Consider the following 17,067-nt stretch of genomic DNA (forward strand, 5'->3'; position numbering starts at 1 on the left):
CTCACACCATGCCTTTCGCACAGACTGCCGACGGCACTGCCGTCTACTACGAGACCCACGGCGCCGGCCCCGCCGTCGTCCTGGTGCACGGCTCCGGCGGCCACCATGCCGCCTGGTGGCAGCAGGTACCGGCGCTGAGCCGCCGCTACACGGTGGTCACCCTGGACCTGCGCGGCTTCGGCCGCACCGGTGAGGGAGCACGCGGCCTCGACCTCAGCGACGGCCTGGACTCCGGGCTGTTCCCGGGGGACATCCTCGCGGTGCTGCACGACGCCCGGATCGGGCGGGCCGTCCTGGCCGGTCAGTCGATCGGGGCGGTCGCGGCCCTGCGTGCCGCGCTGGCCGAGCCGGAGCGGGTGGCCGGGGTCGTCCTGGCGCACTCGCTGGGCGGGATCAGCGACCCGGAGCTGTCGCCGCTGGTCGCGGCCGACCGGGCCGAGGCCGTCAAACTGCCGGTCCTGGACCGGCTGTTGACCCCCGGCTTCAGGGCTGCGGACCCGGCCAAGACCTTCCTGTTCCGGCAGATGGGCACCTTCAACCGGGCCAAGATGCAGGACCTGCGGAACCTGGACACCGACGGCCCCACCGTGGCCGAGGTCAACGCCTCCGGCATCCCGATCTGCTTCCTGGCCGGCGCGGACGACGCGGTGCTCGGCGCCAAGACCGTCACCCGGGCCGCCGAACTGGTCGAGGGCTCGCACCTGGAGCTGATCCCGGACACCCCGCACGCCATGTACTGGGAGACCCCGGAGCTGTTCAACGCTGCGCTGGACCGCTTCCTGCAGCGGGTCTACCCGCAGACCGCCACGACCGCTGGAACGGTGACCGCATGACCGCCCCCTCCCTGGCCCTCGCCACCCGGCTGATCGAGGACGCCCGCAAGCACGCCACCGAGCTGGGCAAGGCGCTCAGTGTCGCGGTCGTCGACTACGGCGGCTTCGTGGTCGCCGTCGAGCGCATGGACGGCGCCCGTCCGATGACCCCGAGCATCGCCCTGTCCAAGGCCTACTCGGCAGCCGTGATGCAGCGGCCCACCGTGATGCTCAAGGGTTGGTCCGACAGCGACCCGGTGTTCTTCAGCCAGGTCGCCCGGCTCGGCCAGCACCCGATCGTCGCCACCAAGGGCGGCTACACGCTCAAGCAGGACGGACAGATCATCGGCGGCATCGGCGTCTCCGGCGGCAGCCCTGACGAGGACGAGGACATCGTCAAGGCCGTCGTGGCCGCCGCCGGCCTGGAAACCGACTTCGCCGAGTGGGCCGGAGTCCGCAAGGAGGGTGAGGGCCGTGGCTGACGACTTCAAGTACCACATCGACCACCACGCGGGCCTGACCCCGCAGGTCGCACTGATCGACGCACGGGCCGCGCACGTGCGCGGCGAGCTGGACGACGCCGGGCTGCGGGCAGCGCAGGACGCCGCCGTCGCCGAGGCGGTCAGCACCCAGCGGCGTCTGGGTCTCGCGGCGGTCAGCGACGGCTGGTTCCGCCGGTCCGACCCGCTGAGCGTGGTCCACGACCAGGTCACCGGCTTCGGGGACGAGCTGGTCGGCGGCGCCGTGGCGCAGCTGCTCGGCGCCTCGGCGCCCAGGCGCCGCGAGGCGGTGGGGCCGCTGGCGGCGACCGGTCGGCTGGCGGGGCACGAGAGTGCGGCTCTGCGTGCGGTGACCGAGTACCCGCTGCTGGTCTCGCTGCCGTCGCCGGGCTATGTCGCTGAGCTTTCGGTCGCCGAGGGACAGCAGCCGAAGTCTGTCGAGGAGACAGGTGCGAATCTGGCCGCGATCATCGGTGGTGAGATCGCCGCGCTGGCGGCCGAGGGCGTGGCCTATGTGCTGCTGCACAACCCGCTGTACGGCTTTCTGCTGAGTGCCCGCGGGGCTGAGCGTGCCGCCGAACTGGGTCTGCCTGTGGGGGAGTTGGTCGACCGGATGCTCGCCGCCGATGCGGCGGTCCTCGACGGCCTGGAGGCTCCCGTCCACTTCCACCTAGGGCTGGACCTCACCACCGGGGGTGCTGCCGACCTCTCGGCCGGCTACGCCGCCGGACCGCTGACCGCCTTCCAGGAGCGCCAGCCGTTCGACCGCATCTGCGTCGAGTACCCGGCCCTGGAGCAGGCCCGCTTCCCGCTGTCCGGGGTGCGCCCCGGCGTCGTGGCCTCGCTCGGCCTGGTCGACGTCCGCACCCCGGAGCTGGAGTCGGTGGAACAGATCGTGTCCCGGGTGGACGCGGCGGCCGCCGAACTGGACATCGACGACATCGCGCTGTCGACCAACGGCCCCTTCACCGCCGAGAGCGGTCTGACCGGCAGTCAGGAGCGGCTCAAGCTCCAACTGGTGGAGATGGCCGCCCGGTACTTCTGGGGCAACGAGCTCTGACCACCAGCAGGTGCTGCTCTGTCATGCCGCCACATCTTGACGCTTCCCTAACGCCGACCCCGAATGCCGCCGGATGGCCTACAGCTGAACCAGGAGACCCGTTCTGACCTGCAAAAACAAAGAGCCGAAGATCCATCGGCGGCACGCCGGTCACGGTGCGGAGTCGCTTCTCCGACGCTGTGAACCCTTACGCTCGCGGCTGTGTTCAACGTGCCCCAGGCGTTCAAGCGCCTCGTGATCGGTCAGGCCATGCGCAGCGAGGAGCTGGGGGAGACCCTGCTCCCCAAGCGCCTGGCGCTGCCGATCTTCGCGTCCGACCCGCTCTCCTCGGTGGCCTACGCCACCGAGGAGATCCTGTTGGTGCTCACGGTCGGCGGCACCGCGTTCCTGTATCTGACGCCGTGGATCGCGGCAGGCGTGGTCCTGCTCATGGCCGTGGTGGTGACCTCCTACCGCCAGGTGGTGCACGCCTACCCCAGCGGCGGCGGCTCCTACGAGGTGGTGACCACCAACCTGGGGCCGAACGCGGGCCTGGTGGTAGCCGCCTCGCTGCTGGTCGACTATGTGATGACGGTCGCGGTCTCGGTGGCCTCGGGCGTGGACAACATCATCTCCGCGTTCCCGAGCATCGCCGACGCCAGGGTCCCGATGGCGGTCGGGTTCGTGGTGCTGCTCAGCGCGGTGAACCTGCGCGGGGTGCGGGAGGCGGGCCGGGCGTTCGCGGCGCCGACGTACCTGTTCATCGCCGGCATCGTGCTGATGATCGTGACCGGGTTCGTGAAGATGCTGTTCGGTCACACCCCGGTGGCGGCCAGCGCCCAGTACCCGATCATCCCGGTGGGCCACAAGGACACGCTGGCGGGTCTCGGTCTGCTGATGCTGGGCCTGCGCGCCTTCGCGTCCGGCTGTACGGCGCTGACCGGTGTGGAGTCGATCTCCAACGGGGTGCCCGCGTTCCGCAGACCAAAGTCCAGGAACGCCGCCACCACCATGTCCGCGATGGGTATCACGGCCGTGGTGATGTTCGTCGGCATCACCGCCCTGGCGCTGGTGGCCAAGGTCCACAAGACCGACGACACCTGCCGGCTGATGAACTACCCCGGCGACTGCCACACCGCCACCCAGCCCACCGTGATCGCCCAGCTGGCGTCCTCGGTCTTCGGCGGCGACCACAGCATCCTGTTCTACTTCATCCAGGCGGTCACCGCGCTGGTGCTGATCCTGGCCGCGAACACCGCCTTCAACGGCTTCCCGCTGCTGTCCTCGATCCTGGCCCAGCACCGCTACCTGCCCCGCCAGCTGCACACCCGCGGTGACCGGCTCGCCTTCTCCAACGGCATCATCGCCCTGGCCCTGGTGAACGTCGCGCTGCTGGTGGCCTACAAGGCGGACGTCACCAACCTGATCCACCTCTACATCCTGGGCGTGTTCACCTCCTTCACGCTCAGTCAGATCGGCATGGTCAAGCACTGGAACCGGCTGCTGGCCACCGAGGCCGACGCCAGGGTCCGCGGCTCCGCGAAACGCTCGCGGATCATCAACGGCTTCGGCGCGGGGTTCACCGCGCTGGTCCTGGTGATCGTGATGATCACCAAGTTCACCGAGGGCGCCTGGCTCGCCGTGGTCGCCGCCGTGCTGCTGTTCGGCATGATGCGCGGCATCCACAAGCACTACGACGCCGTCTCCGAGGAGCTGGCGATCGAGGACCTGCGGGCCGAGTCGGTGCGTCCGTCCAAGGTGCACGCCATCGTGCTGGTCTCCACCCTCCACAAGCCGACGCTGCGGGCGCTGGGCTACGCCCAGGCGTTCCGGCCGGACATGCTGGAGGCGGTCACGGTCGCGGTGGAGAAGGACTCCACCGAGGACCTGCGGCAGAAGTGGGCCGAGTACGAGATCCAGGTCCCGCTCAAGGTCCTCGACTCCCCCTACCGCGAGATCACCAAGCCGGTCGTCGGCTACGTCCGCTCGATCCGGCGCGGCAGTCCGCGCGAGGCCGTGGCGGTGTTCATCCCCGAGTACGTGGTCGGCCACTGGTGGGAACACCTGCTGCACAACCAGTCAGCGCTGTGGCTCAAGAGCCGACTGCTGTTCACCCCCGGCGTGATGGTCATCAGCGTGCCCTGGCAGCTCTCCTCCTCCAGCCGCGCCGACCGCCCGGCCCGGCGCGCCCCCGGCTCGGTGCGCCGCGGCGAACCCAGCCAGAATCTCGACACCCTGCCGGCCCGGCAACCCGACAAGGTGTGAACAGCGGGAGACCGGCTGCCACGATGGGACCGGATCAAACCACCACGAGCACGAACAACAGGTATCAACGGGTGCAGCTTCCGGCGAGGGTTTGTACCCATTTGTAATCGAATGGACTGTTCTCCTGGGCGTGATCGAACCATGTATTCGGTGATCCTGGTCGGCAAAAGGCATCCTTGACCCTGAATAACTGCTCCTTGTACTGTGGTTCAGCTCGGTCAAGTGCACGACTGCCTACAAGTAAAGGGAGTTCAGCATGCCTGAGAACACCACCCCGGTCGACGAGTTCAGCGAACTGGATGAGCTCCAGGTCATCGAGTCGTCCGAGCTGAAGGTCGGCGGCGCGTTCCACGCGTTCCGCTTCAGCGCGCTGCTCGAAGAGGCCACCCCGGAGGCCTAGTTCAACTACGTGTGGGGCCGGGCTCTGCCCGGCCCCACACGGGCGGACCTGGCAGTGAATCGGGGAGGGAATTTGATGACGGGCGCCGATCCGGTGGATGCGGTTCTCATTTTTCCGCCACAGACGGAAGCGCGGCTATTCCCTTACCTGAGTCTTCCTTATCTCGCCGGGCATCTGCGAAGGCAGGGCCGGACGGTGCTTCAGGAGGATCTCAATCTCGCGTTGTTCCATGAACTTCTCGATTCGGGACCGCTGCTGGCCGCCCGCGAGCGGTACCGGGCTTCGAATGGAATGCGCAACTGGTACCGTGCCGCGATGGCGGAAGCCGCCTGCGAGAATCTTCCGGAACTGCGCAGTCATGTCCTGACGAAGCAGGGCGCGGGCTCGCTGGGCCCCGCCCGTGCGGTGCGGTTGGCCAATCAGGCAGTGGAAGTGGTACTGGAGGAATCGTTCCTGACGCGCACATGGCCCAGCCTGAGCGTCCTGGACGAGCAGGTGGGGCAGCTGGTATCGCGTGGCGAAGGAGCACTCGATGAGCCCACCGCTGTGCTTCGCCGACTGGTGGAACGCGCGCTGTCGGGGATTTGCCCCCGGATGATTGGCCTGTCGGTCGCCTTCTTCAGCCAGTTGGCCCCGGCGCTCCTGATCGCCGCCTGGGTGCGCGAAATCGCGCCGGACGCCCGGATCTGGTTGGGCGGCCAGCAGGTGATGCTGCGGCAGGAGGAGCTCGTGCGCCTCTCCGCTGTCCGCGAGTGCGTCGATGCCCTCTGCGTCACCGCGGGCGAGGAACCATTGGCGGCGGCGCTCGAGGCCCTGCAGGCCGGCGCGGACGACAGTGGGGTTCCCGGGGTCGTCTGGATCGACGGACGACGGGGCCCAGGTGAGGTGCTGCCTGTCCGGATGACTTTCCGGGACGCCGGGCCCCCGGATTTCGACGGCCTTCCACTGCGTTCCTATGTGGCCGAGGACTTCCAGTTGGCGATCGTTTCCTGCGTCGGCTGCTACTGGGGGCGTTGCGTGTTCTGCTCCTATGGCAACCGGTCGCTGCCCCAGGGTGCCTATCAGCAGGGGACCCCGATGCAGATCGCCGATGCGGTGGAGGCGACGGTACTCCGGCACGGCGTGGATTTCGTGGCCGTAGTCGACGAGAACACCAATCTGCGACTGATCGTGCAGGCGATGCGAGAGGTGCGCCGTCGGGGCATTCGGATAACCTTCAGTACACGCAACCGGCTCGAATCCGTTCTGTTGGACGCAGATTTCTGTCGGGAGCTGGCCGAGCTTGGGTGCATTCTCATGAGTGTCGGCTATGAAACGAACGCGCAGCGCCTGCTGGACCGGATGGACAAGGGTGTCTACGCCGACGACTATCAGGCGATCATCGACAATGTGGTGGGGGCCGGAATCAATTTGCGCCTCTCGATCATGGGCGGTCTCTTCGATGAGACGCAGGCTGAAGCTGATGCCTCTCGGCTTTTCCTGAAGCAGAACGAGGCGAAGATCGGAATCGATGTTCTGCAACTCATGGTGGCGGAGCCCGGGACACTGCTCACGTCCGAGGCAGAACGCTATGGCATCGATATCGATCGTTCCGGCGCGCTGACCGGGAATCGCGAACTGAATTACCTGGGTGGCAGACACGGCTATCCACTGGCGATTACGGACGGCCCGGACCGGGACGAGTCGTTGCAACGACTGATGGATACCTTTCATGCTGTCAAACCCCAGGGCAACGACGCGCTGCCACCTCATCTCCGCCGCACCAAGGGAGATGTGAGCCCGGTCCGGCGCGCCCGACTGCGTCCGTGGGTGCGCCCCGTTCCGGCGAGTGCTGCCGATTCCCTCGTCGGCATCGACACACACTCGTTCCTGCTCTCCGACCTGGTGTGGCAGCAGATCTTCGCACTGCCCCACGCACACATCGGGGTCACTGAGGAGAATGTGCTGGAGGCTCACTCCGAGACCGGGGCGAAGCTGCTGGGCCGGCTGGTCTCGTCCGACGTCGCCGTCTGCGTACCGCTACGTCTCGTCGCAGGGAGTCCCTCATGACCACCGTTCTGCCGTCGGCTGCCCCGGCAAGCACGCGGCTCGGGCTGGGAGTCGGCATGGATCTGCCCTGGGGTGCGAAAATCGGGTTTGTCGACACCGCAGGCGGTGGTGATGTCACTCCTCGGGTGAGGGCGTTCCTCAAGCGTCACACCGGCCAGTTCGGCTACTCGTTCTTCGCGTTCCAGCCCCGCAACAGGGCCAGACTCCGTGCCCACGACTACGTGCGCGCGTATGACCGGCTCTACGAGGCCATGCCCGTGGGCATGGCGCGCGCCTTCCATCAGACTCTGCTGAACATGGGGACTCCGGAGGCCTATGACCGCCACCCGGTAGCCCAGTTCACCAATGAGCTGCACGCCCGCTACGGATTCTCCTGGGTCGTCGAGGACCTGGGTATCTGGAGCCTGAGGGGACGACCACTGCCGTATCCGCTGCCTCCCGTGATGACCGAACGAGGACTTGAGCTGGCGACCGAGAACGCCAAGGAGGCCCGTCGACTCCTCGAGCCACCGCTTCACGTCGAGTTTCCCGGCTTCACCGAGGGAGGCTCATTCGTCCTGGGCGGTCTCGACGGCTTCGACTACTTCAGGCGCCTGGCCGACGACGCCGATGTGTCGGTCACCCTGGACGTCGGCCACATCCTGAGCTACCAGTGGCTGCGCGGTCGTACCGGGACGTCCATGTTCGACGAACTCGAGCGACTGCCGCTGGAGCGCTGCCGCGAACTGCACCTGTCCGGTTGTCAGATAGTCGGGGGGAAGTTCCGAGACCTTCACCACGGGGTGCTCCTGGATGAGCAGATCGAGTTGACCCGGTACTTGCTGCCCCGGTGCCCGAATCTGCTGGGCGTCACCTATGAGGACCCCGTCTACGCGGAGGACGGCGTACTTGTCCAGAGGTCCCGGCGCAATTACGAACGACTGCGTCTTCTCGTCGGCGAGTGGGTTTCCGGGCCGGGACGGAGTGAGCCATGACGGCTACCACTGGGCCCGACCTGGATGCCGGTGAGCTCACGGAGCTGCTGCTCCGTCTGCTCACTGACGACGACTACCGCAAGCGCCTTGCCGAGCACGGGGCCCAGGCGGTGGCCCGAAACGCTGCCGAGTTCATCTGCCTGAGCACTGTCGACCAGCAGGAGCTCGACTTCACGGCGCGGCGCTTTCGCAGCAACCTCTGGAAGGGCGATGGAGCCAACGGTATCGCTGCGGCATTCCCGCGCTCAGTCGCTCTCCTGGAGCGGGTCGGATGGCATCAGCAGCGACTGCTCTCCGCTTTCCTTCGGTCCCCCGAGTTCGAGGCATACCGGGCTCTTCCGTACACCGGTGAGGGGACGTCATTGGAGGAGGCATTCGGAACGTTCGCGATGAGCCTTCCCGAAGAGGAGGTGGGCCGCGGTGACACAGGGAGCGAGGTCCTGCGGTGCACGCTGGAGCACGAGATGCTCATGGCGCTGTTCACCGCACTCGTCCATGAGTCTCCGGTGGCCTTCCGGTCCGGCGTCGCCGGGATCATGTCTACCGACAACGGTTACGCGGTCCTGCGCACATATTCGGCTGCTGTGCTTGCCGGGTGGGGGGTGGCCACCGCCGGGGCCGGGCCCCTGTGCTGCCTGTACACGAGCACTCCCCGGGGCATGGTCTTCGGCCCGGTCCCGCAGCGGGTGGCCGACGCGCTGTCCCGCCCCGGAGAGGCTTCGGCGGAGAAGGTCAGGCAAGCCCTGCGGATGCGAGGAATCTGGTGACACGGCTCGACGAGACAAGTGACGGGTTGACCGTGGTCCCGGAGCACGGTCAGGTGCTCCCGGTGTGGGATGTCCGGGGATTCCGCGATGAGCATCTGCTCTTCTTCGACCGGCATCTGGATCTGAAGCACGTTCCCGTGCAGGACTGCGAAGCTCTCGCCCGGCTGCGCGGACGGCCCGTCGACCTGGCCGCCGAATGTCGCCGGCTGCCCTTCCGGGAGCCCGGTCACGGCCGATACGGGCTGGATGACTTCCTGTATCCGGCCATGGCGGGCGGTTGGCTGGCGTCCGTGTGCTGGGTCGTTCCCGGCGAGGCCGGCCGGGACCCGGCGACGTCGCTGCTGGGTGCGCTGAGCCTGGTGCCGCACGTTGGCCGACGGGTGATCGAGACATTCTCGCGGGAGCCCTGGGGCGTCCGGGCGGAACTTGAGGTAGGTACCGTCTCCTGCACCGGTCTGCCCACTCTGGACGTGGAGGTCCTGAACGGGATCACCGCGGTCGACTTCGACCTCGACTTCTTCGTCGACAGCGACGGAAGCGTCGACCACACGGTCGCCGATGCGATGGCGAAGCTCGGAGCGCTGAAGGGGCGGATCCGCAGTTGGAGCGGATCCATGAGCGTGTCCAGCGGATTCGTTCCCTCGGACTTCGCCTCGCTGGCAGAGGATATTGCCGGTGAATTGGGCATTCCGCTCCGGACGCCGACGGCTGCCGCGTTCATCCGGGACGGCGACAGTGCCTCTCCCGAGCGCAGCCTCGCGGCGGCCGGGGTCGGCGCGCCGGTCAGCCCGGCGGAGGTGGCCCGGCTGTGGGACGAGGAACTCGCGGCGATGGGCCCTGAGGGCATCACTCTGCGGGCTGTCCTCGACGCCCAGTCGGGGCGCCTCGAAGAGGCGATCGGCGGTGTGCACCGGGCGCGTTCCCTCGGCGCCCGGGGCGCCTGGCCCGCGTACGTCGCCGGTCTGGCAGCGATGCGCGCCGGGCAGCACGGGACGGCTCTCGAACTCTTTGATCTGAGTACGGAGGAGATCTCCGACACCCTGGACGCGCACGCGAGCATCCTGGGCGTGATCTGCTCACTGCGTCTGGGGCATGCCGCCGACGGTGTGCTGCGTGCCCGGCGGGCGCTCGACATCATCCCCCTGCACCGTGACGCGGTGGACCTGCTCGCGCTGGCCGGCCGTCAGGCCGGGGACCGCGCCGCGCAGCAGGCCGCGGAGCAGCACGCCAAGATCCTCGCGGAGGTGTGGAATGGCTCCTGAGACCGCATTTCTCCCGGGTATGAGCCGAGAGGTGTTCTTCGCCGAGTACTTCCGCAAGAAGCCCTTCGTGCTGCGTGCCGCCACTCGGGACCTCCTGGACCCGCCGCTGACCGTCGCGGAATTCGACGACATCCGCAGGCGTATGACGAGGGAGAACCCCGTCCAGGTCGTCGAGCGTCCAGGTGAGGCCTGGTTCGTCCGGGTCGCCGACCTTGCGAGCCCACGACTGGCAGAACTCAGCGACACGATCCGACGCACCCTGGACTGGCCGAATGTCTGGTGCGACACGGTGCAGACGCACGAGCCCTCGGGTATCGGCTGCCATTTCGACGACAGCGACAACTTCGTACTGCAGCAGGAGGGCACCAAGCGCTGGCAGCTCTCCCCGCCGTCCGGCCTGCCCGAGGACTCGCTGCGTCGCCGCATGACGGGGGACCACTCGGTCGGCACCGCGTATATGCCGGAGGACGCTCTCGAGTTTGTGTTGAATCCCGGAGACGTGCTCTACCTTCCGGTGTTCTGGAGTCACTGGGGGGTGAGCGACGGCCCCTCGCTCAGCATCAGCCTCGCACTCAACTCTGCCAACGCCCTGGGCTCGGTGCTGCCGCTCATCGCCAAGGAGCTGGCTACCGACCGAGCCTGGTGGGAACCGATGCCCGCCGATCGGGGGAATCTCGACGCCCTTTGGGAGACTCTTGCTGACCCCGGTCTACGACGCCGTGTCGAGACCGCCCTGCTGGATCGCCACCGGACCTGGGTGGCGGACGGCCTGAGAGCGCAGCGCTCCGACACGGCAGAGCCGGCGGCTGCGGACCTGCCTGACGAGGCACCAGGCGTCGTGCCCGCAGCTCTCAGCCTCTCCCTGGGCAATGGCGGCCTCCGCGAGCTGGTTCACCGGCCCCGGCAGTTGCCCGAGGCGAAGGACCTGCTCTCCATGCCCACAGCTGTGGACATCTGGTCCTCCGCACGACACCTGCACACCCGGCACGCGTTGGTCCGGGTGCTGCAACTGCTGCGCCACCGCAGCGGCCACTGGAAGGGGCAGCCGGAGATCCAGCAAACCGCGCAGGCAGTGATCGACCTGCTGTCGGCGGTCGACGAATGGGAACTTGCCGACCTGGGCCGCCACCCCGTCCTGTTGGGAGCCATCCGCCGTGCGGAGCACGAGACCGCAGCCGACTACCGGGAAACGGGCGACGAGTTCGTCGCGCAGGTGGCATCCGCACTCCTCGGTCTGGCCGGGCGACACCCCGACATGGTGGACGGCCGGACGTTCGCCGTGGCGCGCTCGGAGCAGCGCCGGATCGTGACACTGCTGTCCGGCGAGCGGTGGGCAGCACCCGAGGATCTCGCCGAGGTCACCGCTGTCCGATTTGGGGCGCAGACCGGTACCGCTGAGCTCATGACGGCTGACGGAGCCTGGCACCGACCCACTGTGGAACCGCTCCCCGCGGTCCCGGGTTCCTCGTTGTACCTGCTCGAACGCCACAACTGGTGGGATCTCGCCAACCGGCGTGGCGTGTCCTGGCACTGCGGGCAGTTGCCCCGTGCGGTACCGGACCTCAGCAGTCGGGCGGCGGAGGCCGTCGCACTGCTGGCCGACCGCTGGCCTGAGGCCCTCGCCGCAGCCGAGGCACACCTGCTGGTTCTCACTCAACCCGGAGCCCGGGACGAATGGCTCTGCCGACCGGCCAAACGGGGGCAGGTGGCGTCGCCCGAGACCATGGCGGTCGGCCTGGTGACCGTGCTGGCCCGGATCCAGTGGCGGATTGCCACTGACCTCTTCCCTGCTCCGGCACAGGAACTGCCGCCGGTCCAGTCCCCGTGGGACGGCTCGTCGCGTTCCGCGCAGTGGTTGTGCGGACAGATCTTCGCCGCCAGGATGCAGAGCGAACTCTGCCGACGTCTGCTGGAGAAGGGCACGGACGACGTGGAGGCTGCCGATGCGGCGATGGCTGCCGCAGAAGGCGCTGAGGCCGCCGTCCGCTCGGGGCTGAGCGGGTTCGCACCCGGTTCGGGCGGATGGTTCGAGGCATTCATGATGACCCAGATCGCGATGGAGGACGGGCAATCCAAGTGACAACCGCCGACACAACCGGGGAAACCGGATCCTGGCGCACAGTGTTGCGCGAGCCCAGGTTCGCTCGGGTATGGATCAGCCAGCTGACGAGCTCGCTGGGTGACCAGGTGTTCCCGTTCGCCGTCGCCACCTCGGTTCTTCTCAACGACAAGAGCGTCACCGGATTCGGGGCCGTGCTTGCCGCACGTGCCCTTGGCATGGCCCTTTGCGTGCTCATCGGTGGAGTCGTGGCCGATCGATTTCCGCGCACCAGGATCATGGCAAGCGTCGATGTGCTGCGTGCCCTGGTCGTGGCCGGCGCGGCCCTGGCCGTCGTCGGGGCGCCGACCTGGGCCCTCGCCCTGCTGGTGCTGCTCGTCGGCGCCGGCGAGGCGTTCTTCGAGCCGGCCTACGAGTCACTGCTGCCCAGGCTGGTCGCCAAGAACCAGTTGGAGATGGCGAATTCGCTGACCACGGCGACCGAGCGGGTGCTCGGCGTCCTCGGTCCCACGGTGGCCGGTGCCGTGGTTGCGGTGGTCGGCGCGCGCAGCGCGCTGCTCTTCGACGCCGCCACGTTCGCGGTCAGCGCCGTTCTGCTGGTCGGTGTGCGGGTGAAGTCCGCGGATAGGTCTGTCGCTAGCGGTAACTCCCTGGTGGGCGAAGTGATGGAAGGCTTCCGCGCCGCTCGCGCCCGGCCATGGGTGTGGGCGGTTCTGTTGATGTCGGTGTTCCACATGCTGACCACGGTCCCGGTCTGGTTCGTCCTGCTGCCCGAGCGGCTGCTGCGGTCGCAGTCGGACACCATCGGCTACGGTGTGGTGCTGGCAGCCTTCTCGGCCGGCGCGATGGTCGGCGGAATCCTGGTGCGCCGCGGCCGGCGCAGCGGGTCCGGCACAATGGCGCTGCTCTCGCTTCTGCCGTTCGGACTGGCGGTGGGTCTGCTCGGGGTGACGACATCGGTTCCGGTGCTGGCACTCGCCTCGATTCCCGCCGGGGCGGGTCTCGCATCCTTCCAGGTGCTGTGGATGAGCGCTCTGCAGCGGCACATCCCCGACGAACTCCTCGGCCGCATCATGTCGCTGGACTGGCTGTCCTCCACGGCGGCCGCGCCGGTCGGATATGCGGTGGTCGGGCTCGCGCTCGCAAGGGTTCCGGTGTGGACCATCAGTCTTACCGGCGCCGTGCTCTTCCTGCTCAGCACCCTTGCCCCGCTCCTCGTCCCGGGAGTACGGGAGTTCGGCGGGACCATGGGGAGGGACCCGCAGCCTGCGCTCGGCCACCCCGCTGTCGGAGAGGCCTGACCGACAAGTTCCGCGTCTCCGGTTCCACGTCACCGTCGTCCACTGCCTAGGGGGCTGGGATGTCTCAAGACACCGTGTCGAAGGTTCGGAAGAGCACCGACGTGTACGTCGATGTGTCGCGACTGCGTCCGCTGTTCGACGAGCCGGCCCCGCCGGTGGACCTCTCCCGCGCCGTACTGCCCGGACACCCGGACGACCCCACCCGGGCCCTGGATCGCATGGTCGGCAAGCTCTATCTCAAAAGGCTGTTGGTCCTACTTCGGGACCACGGCAATGCCTGCGAGAGCCCGAGGGTCCGCCACTCCGTCCAGGGGTTGGTCGACGGCCTGCTGCGGCTCCCGCACGAAGAGCTGATCCGCGTCGTTCTGCGTCCGGAGGTGACTTCCTGGATCAAGACGGCACAGCGGGTACGGGACGGTGAGCGGCGGCTCTCCCCGGAGACCCTGTTGGGCTACGCGGGGACGTTCCTGATGCCGACACTGCTACGGCCCGACATCCTGGAGGACGCCGAGATCCTGGCGGTCGCCGCAGACGGAGAGCTGCCACTCGCCTCGCTGCACCGTGCGCTGAGGGTGGCCGCGGCGCCGAACGCGCTGCTGACCGTGCGAGTCGTCGGAGCGTCCCTGCGGGTGGACGGCGGAGGCAAGCGCATCGAGCTCCCACTGGAGGCGTTGTCCGGGAAGGGGGACGGTCGCGCCTTCCCCGAGATCCGCGACCTGCCGACGCTGCCCGAGGGGCCGCTGATCACCGGGCCGCAGGCCTGGCACGACATCGCCTACCCGGAATCGGCCAGCCGTCCGTTGGATCTGACAGCGGAAGGCCTCGTCGAGTTCGCTGCGGCGATCGGTTCGGGTCTGTCCACCATCGACCGCTACTGGCCGGAAGCGGCGACAGTGGTCCGGCGTACAGCAGTACATCTGATGCCGGTGCGGAGCCAGGGCAACAGCCCGTTCAACTTCACCTTGCACGAGTTCCGGGGCCTGATCATGACCAGTGGACGGCACACGTACATGGCCGCCCAGACCTTGGTGCACGAGACGGCGCACAATCGCTTCAACTCCATTCTGGACCTCTACCAGGTGACGGCGAACGCCGACGAGGAGCGCTACTCCCCGTTCGTCGAGGTACCCCGCCCGATGGTCAACCTCTTCCACGGCGTCTTCGCGTTCCTCAACGACGTACAGATGGCGATCCGGTGCGCCGACGCGTTCGGCCCCGCGGACGGTCCGCCGATCGCCCCCTATGTGGATGACATCACCGACAGACTCTCGGTAGGTCTGGACACCCTGGAACGGCACGCCCAGGTGACCGAGCAAGGAGCCCAGTTGCTGGACGGGTTCCGTGCCGCGATGCCGCGATGACACCGCACCCGGACGAGATCGCGCAGCGCAGGGTGAGAGTGTCGGGCTCGGCATCCGAGCCGGTGATCACCGAGCGGGCCACCGGCTGCTGCGTCGACGCCCGCCTGCTGGAGTCTGCACGGCTCCGTGAGGCGGCCCTTGAACTGCACCGCACGGCCCTCGAGATCGCCCGGGGCGCGGGAGCGGGGGAAAGCCGGGTCATCGTTCGAGTGGGAAGTCGCTGGGTGAGCAGGACAGCGGACGGTCACGAGCTCGTACAGCGGTCCAGGCTGGAGTCCCTCGTCCAGGTCCAGGTGGCGGCGTCCGGCCGAACGGTCCCGCTGCTGTGGCAGTGGGCCGGACCTCGTCCCGTCGGAGCGCTTCGGTCGACGGCGGCGCAGGTGGCGGGCGAGATCCGGGCCGCCTCGGTGGCTGTGCCGCTGGAAGAGGCATTCGCGGGGGCCATGGTCCTCGCTCCCGAACTGGCCGTGCACTTCGCCCACGAGACGGTCGGGCACAGCCTGGAAGCCGACAACTACCGCGACTATGCGTCGAGTTCCGGAATGGCGCTGGGTAACCGGATCAGCGCTGAGGCGTTTACTGTGCTGGACGGGCCACCGGCTGAAGGACTGGAGACCTCGTACTGGACCGATGATGAGGGGTTCCCCGCAGAGCGGACGCCGCTCGTGGACGCCGGGGTCGTCGCGGGCGTCATGACCGACGCGGCCGAAGCGTCGCGGCAGCAGCTGCCCCGTACCGGGAACGGCCGACGGTCGTTCGGGGCTCGGCAGGCGCAACCTCGGATGTCGGCGCTGCGGGTGGCCCGGGGAACCACGCGGTCCGAGGACCTGGTCCCGTCCGTACGACGCGGCCTGTACTGCCGTGGGGCGTGGGGCGGGGGTTCGGTCGAGGAGCTCTTCGTGCTTCGCCCGGCCTACGCGGAGTGGATCGAGGACGGCGAACTCACCGGCATGCTGGTCTCCCGGCTGGACATCAAGGGCTACAAGACATCCGCCCTGCGGGCCCTGTGCCAGGTGGGCGACGACATGGGAGTCTTCAACCCGGTGAACGGCTGTGGCAAGAACGGCCAAGAGTTGCCCGTCAGTATGGAGAGCCCCTCCCTGGCCTTTGACCGGCTGACCGTCGTCCCACTTCCTGACACGTCCGGAGGCGTGGTGGGCTGAGCGCTGCCCCCCATCGGCGTCCGCCGCGAAGCGCACCTGCCGTTCAGCCGCCCCGTACCCGTGTGTGTGGATTCAGGCCGACTCGCGGACCACCAGGCGGCAGGGCACCTGGTGCAGGCCCGGGCTGGGGTTGGTGTCGATCGCCTCCAGCAGCCGCAGCGCCGCGATCCGGCCGATCTCGACCAGGTCCACGTCGATGGTGGTCAGCGGGGGGCGGGCGGCCAGGGTCATGGTGTCCCAGTTGTCGTAGCCCACCACCGCGACCTGCTCCGGCACCGGCACGCCGCGCTCGCGCAGGGTGTCGGTGACCCCGCGGGCGATCTGGTCGTTGCCGCAGAAGATGGCGTCGGTGTCGGGCGCGGCGCGCAGCACCGCTTCCGCCGCCCGGCGGCCCCAGGCCTCGCTCCAGTCGCCGAAGTGCACGCGCCCGGTGGCGAGTTCCAGGGACGCCTGCTCCAGCAGCTCGGTGGTGTGGCGGGCCCGGTCGCTGGCCGCCGCGTGGTGTGCGGGCCCGGTGACATGGGCGATCCGGCGGCGGCCCGAGCCGAGCAGGTACTCGATGGCCAGCCGGCAGCCGCTCCGCTCGTCCGAGACCACCGAAGTGTCGGCCGGGTCGGTCGACGGCGACAGCGCGTAGACCACCGGGATCTCCCTGACCCCGACCAGCGGCGGCCGCGGGTCGGTGCGGCGGCCGGTGACGATGATGCCGTCCACCCGGCGGTCCATCAGATTGCCCAGATGGTGCTGCTCGCGGATCTGGTCGCCCCTGGTGTCGCAGAGCAGGACCGAGATCTTCCCGGCGCCCAGCGCGTCCTCCGCGCCCAGCAGGACCGGGGTGCTGAAGCGGCCGATGCCGTCGGTGGTCATCAGGCCGACGGTCCAGCTGCGCCCGGTGTGCAGACTCTGCGCCTGCGGGTTGGGGCGGAAGTCCAGGGCCTGGACCGCGTCGAGGACGCGCTGACGGGTCTCAGGACGCATCCTGCCGTTGCCGCTCAGGGCTTTGGACGCGGTCCCGACGCTCACGCCCGCGAGCGTGGCCACGTCTGTGAGGGTGGTGGCCCTCGTTCTGGCGGGAGAGCGAACCGGGTCCGACACGGGCAATCCTTTTCTCACTC

General features: G+C 68.5%; 14 protein-coding genes. 13 read left to right on the plus strand and 1 reads right to left on the minus strand.

All coding sequences use genetic code 11. The features are described from left to right. Window positions 1-8 precede the first annotated feature (8 nt). From ABH941_RS26485 to ABH941_RS26545, 13 genes are all read left to right on the plus strand, one after another. Window positions 9-833, plus strand: a complete 825-nt coding sequence (locus ABH941_RS26485) for an alpha/beta fold hydrolase (RefSeq protein ID WP_370132014.1) — start codon at window positions 9-11, stop codon at window positions 831-833. Then, on the plus strand, window positions 830-1,294 hold the full coding sequence (locus ABH941_RS26490) for a heme-binding protein (RefSeq protein WP_370132015.1): 465 nt from the start codon (window positions 830-832) through the stop codon (window positions 1,292-1,294). Before ABH941_RS26485 ends, ABH941_RS26490 begins: the two co-directional genes overlap by 4 nt. After that, window positions 1,287-2,372, plus strand: coding sequence for a hypothetical protein (locus tag ABH941_RS26495; RefSeq protein ID WP_370132016.1), 1,086 nt, complete (start codon window positions 1,287-1,289; stop codon window positions 2,370-2,372). Before ABH941_RS26490 ends, ABH941_RS26495 begins: the two co-directional genes overlap by 8 nt. Window positions 2,373-2,621: 249 nt before the next feature. After that, window positions 2,622-4,616 (plus strand): APC family permease, encoded by a 1,995-nt coding sequence (locus tag ABH941_RS26500; protein ID WP_370132067.1) that lies wholly within the window; start codon window positions 2,622-2,624, stop codon window positions 4,614-4,616. 256 nt (window positions 4,617-4,872) lie between these two features. Then, window positions 4,873-5,016, plus strand: a complete 144-nt coding sequence (locus ABH941_RS26505; RefSeq protein WP_370132017.1) for a hypothetical protein — start codon at window positions 4,873-4,875, stop codon at window positions 5,014-5,016. Between the two features lie 75 nt (window positions 5,017-5,091). Continuing rightward, complete coding sequence (locus ABH941_RS26510) at window positions 5,092-7,065, plus strand: radical SAM protein (protein ID WP_370132018.1); 1,974 nt, start codon at window positions 5,092-5,094, stop codon at window positions 7,063-7,065. Beyond that, entirely contained in the window at window positions 7,062-8,039 is a 978-nt protein-coding gene (locus ABH941_RS26515; protein ID WP_370132019.1) for a DUF692 family multinuclear iron-containing protein, read from the plus strand. The genes ABH941_RS26510 and ABH941_RS26515 overlap by 4 nt, the downstream gene beginning before the upstream one ends. Then, complete coding sequence (locus ABH941_RS26520; RefSeq protein ID WP_370132020.1) at window positions 8,036-8,806, plus strand: hypothetical protein; 771 nt, start codon at window positions 8,036-8,038, stop codon at window positions 8,804-8,806. The genes ABH941_RS26515 and ABH941_RS26520 overlap by 4 nt, the downstream gene beginning before the upstream one ends. Further along, window positions 8,803-10,068, plus strand: a complete 1,266-nt coding sequence (locus tag ABH941_RS26525) for a hypothetical protein (RefSeq protein WP_370132021.1) — start codon at window positions 8,803-8,805, stop codon at window positions 10,066-10,068. Before ABH941_RS26520 ends, ABH941_RS26525 begins: the two co-directional genes overlap by 4 nt. Window positions 10,069-10,087: 19 nt before the next feature. Further along, entirely contained in the window at window positions 10,088-12,148 is a 2,061-nt protein-coding gene (locus tag ABH941_RS26530; RefSeq protein ID WP_370132022.1) for a JmjC domain-containing protein, read from the plus strand. Then, the gene (locus ABH941_RS26535; RefSeq protein WP_370132023.1) at window positions 12,091-13,428 is read left to right on the plus strand and encodes an MFS transporter; all 1,338 of its coding nucleotides are present in this window, start codon (window positions 12,091-12,093) and stop codon (window positions 13,426-13,428) included. Before ABH941_RS26530 ends, ABH941_RS26535 begins: the two co-directional genes overlap by 58 nt. Window positions 13,429-13,502: 74 nt before the next feature. Further along, window positions 13,503-14,789 carry an HEXXH motif-containing putative peptide modification protein gene (locus ABH941_RS26540; protein WP_370132024.1) on the plus strand — a complete coding sequence of 429 codons (1,287 nt, stop codon included), beginning with the start codon at window positions 13,503-13,505 and terminating at the stop codon, window positions 14,787-14,789. Beyond that, entirely contained in the window at window positions 14,786-15,952 is a 1,167-nt protein-coding gene (locus ABH941_RS26545) for a metallopeptidase TldD-related protein (RefSeq protein WP_370132025.1), read from the plus strand. The genes ABH941_RS26540 and ABH941_RS26545 overlap by 4 nt, the downstream gene beginning before the upstream one ends. A 72-nt stretch (window positions 15,953-16,024) precedes the next feature. Here the strand turns inward: ABH941_RS26545 and ABH941_RS26550 are convergent, their stop codons facing one another. After that, a complete protein-coding gene (locus tag ABH941_RS26550) occupies window positions 16,025-16,993 on the minus strand; it encodes a LacI family DNA-binding transcriptional regulator (protein ID WP_370132026.1) in 969 nt (322 codons plus the stop codon). Between the last annotated feature and the right edge of the window lie 74 nt (window positions 16,994-17,067).

Source organism: Streptacidiphilus sp. EB103A, from assembly GCF_041261405.1.
GTDB lineage: Bacteria > Actinomycetota > Actinomycetes > Streptomycetales > Streptomycetaceae > Streptacidiphilus.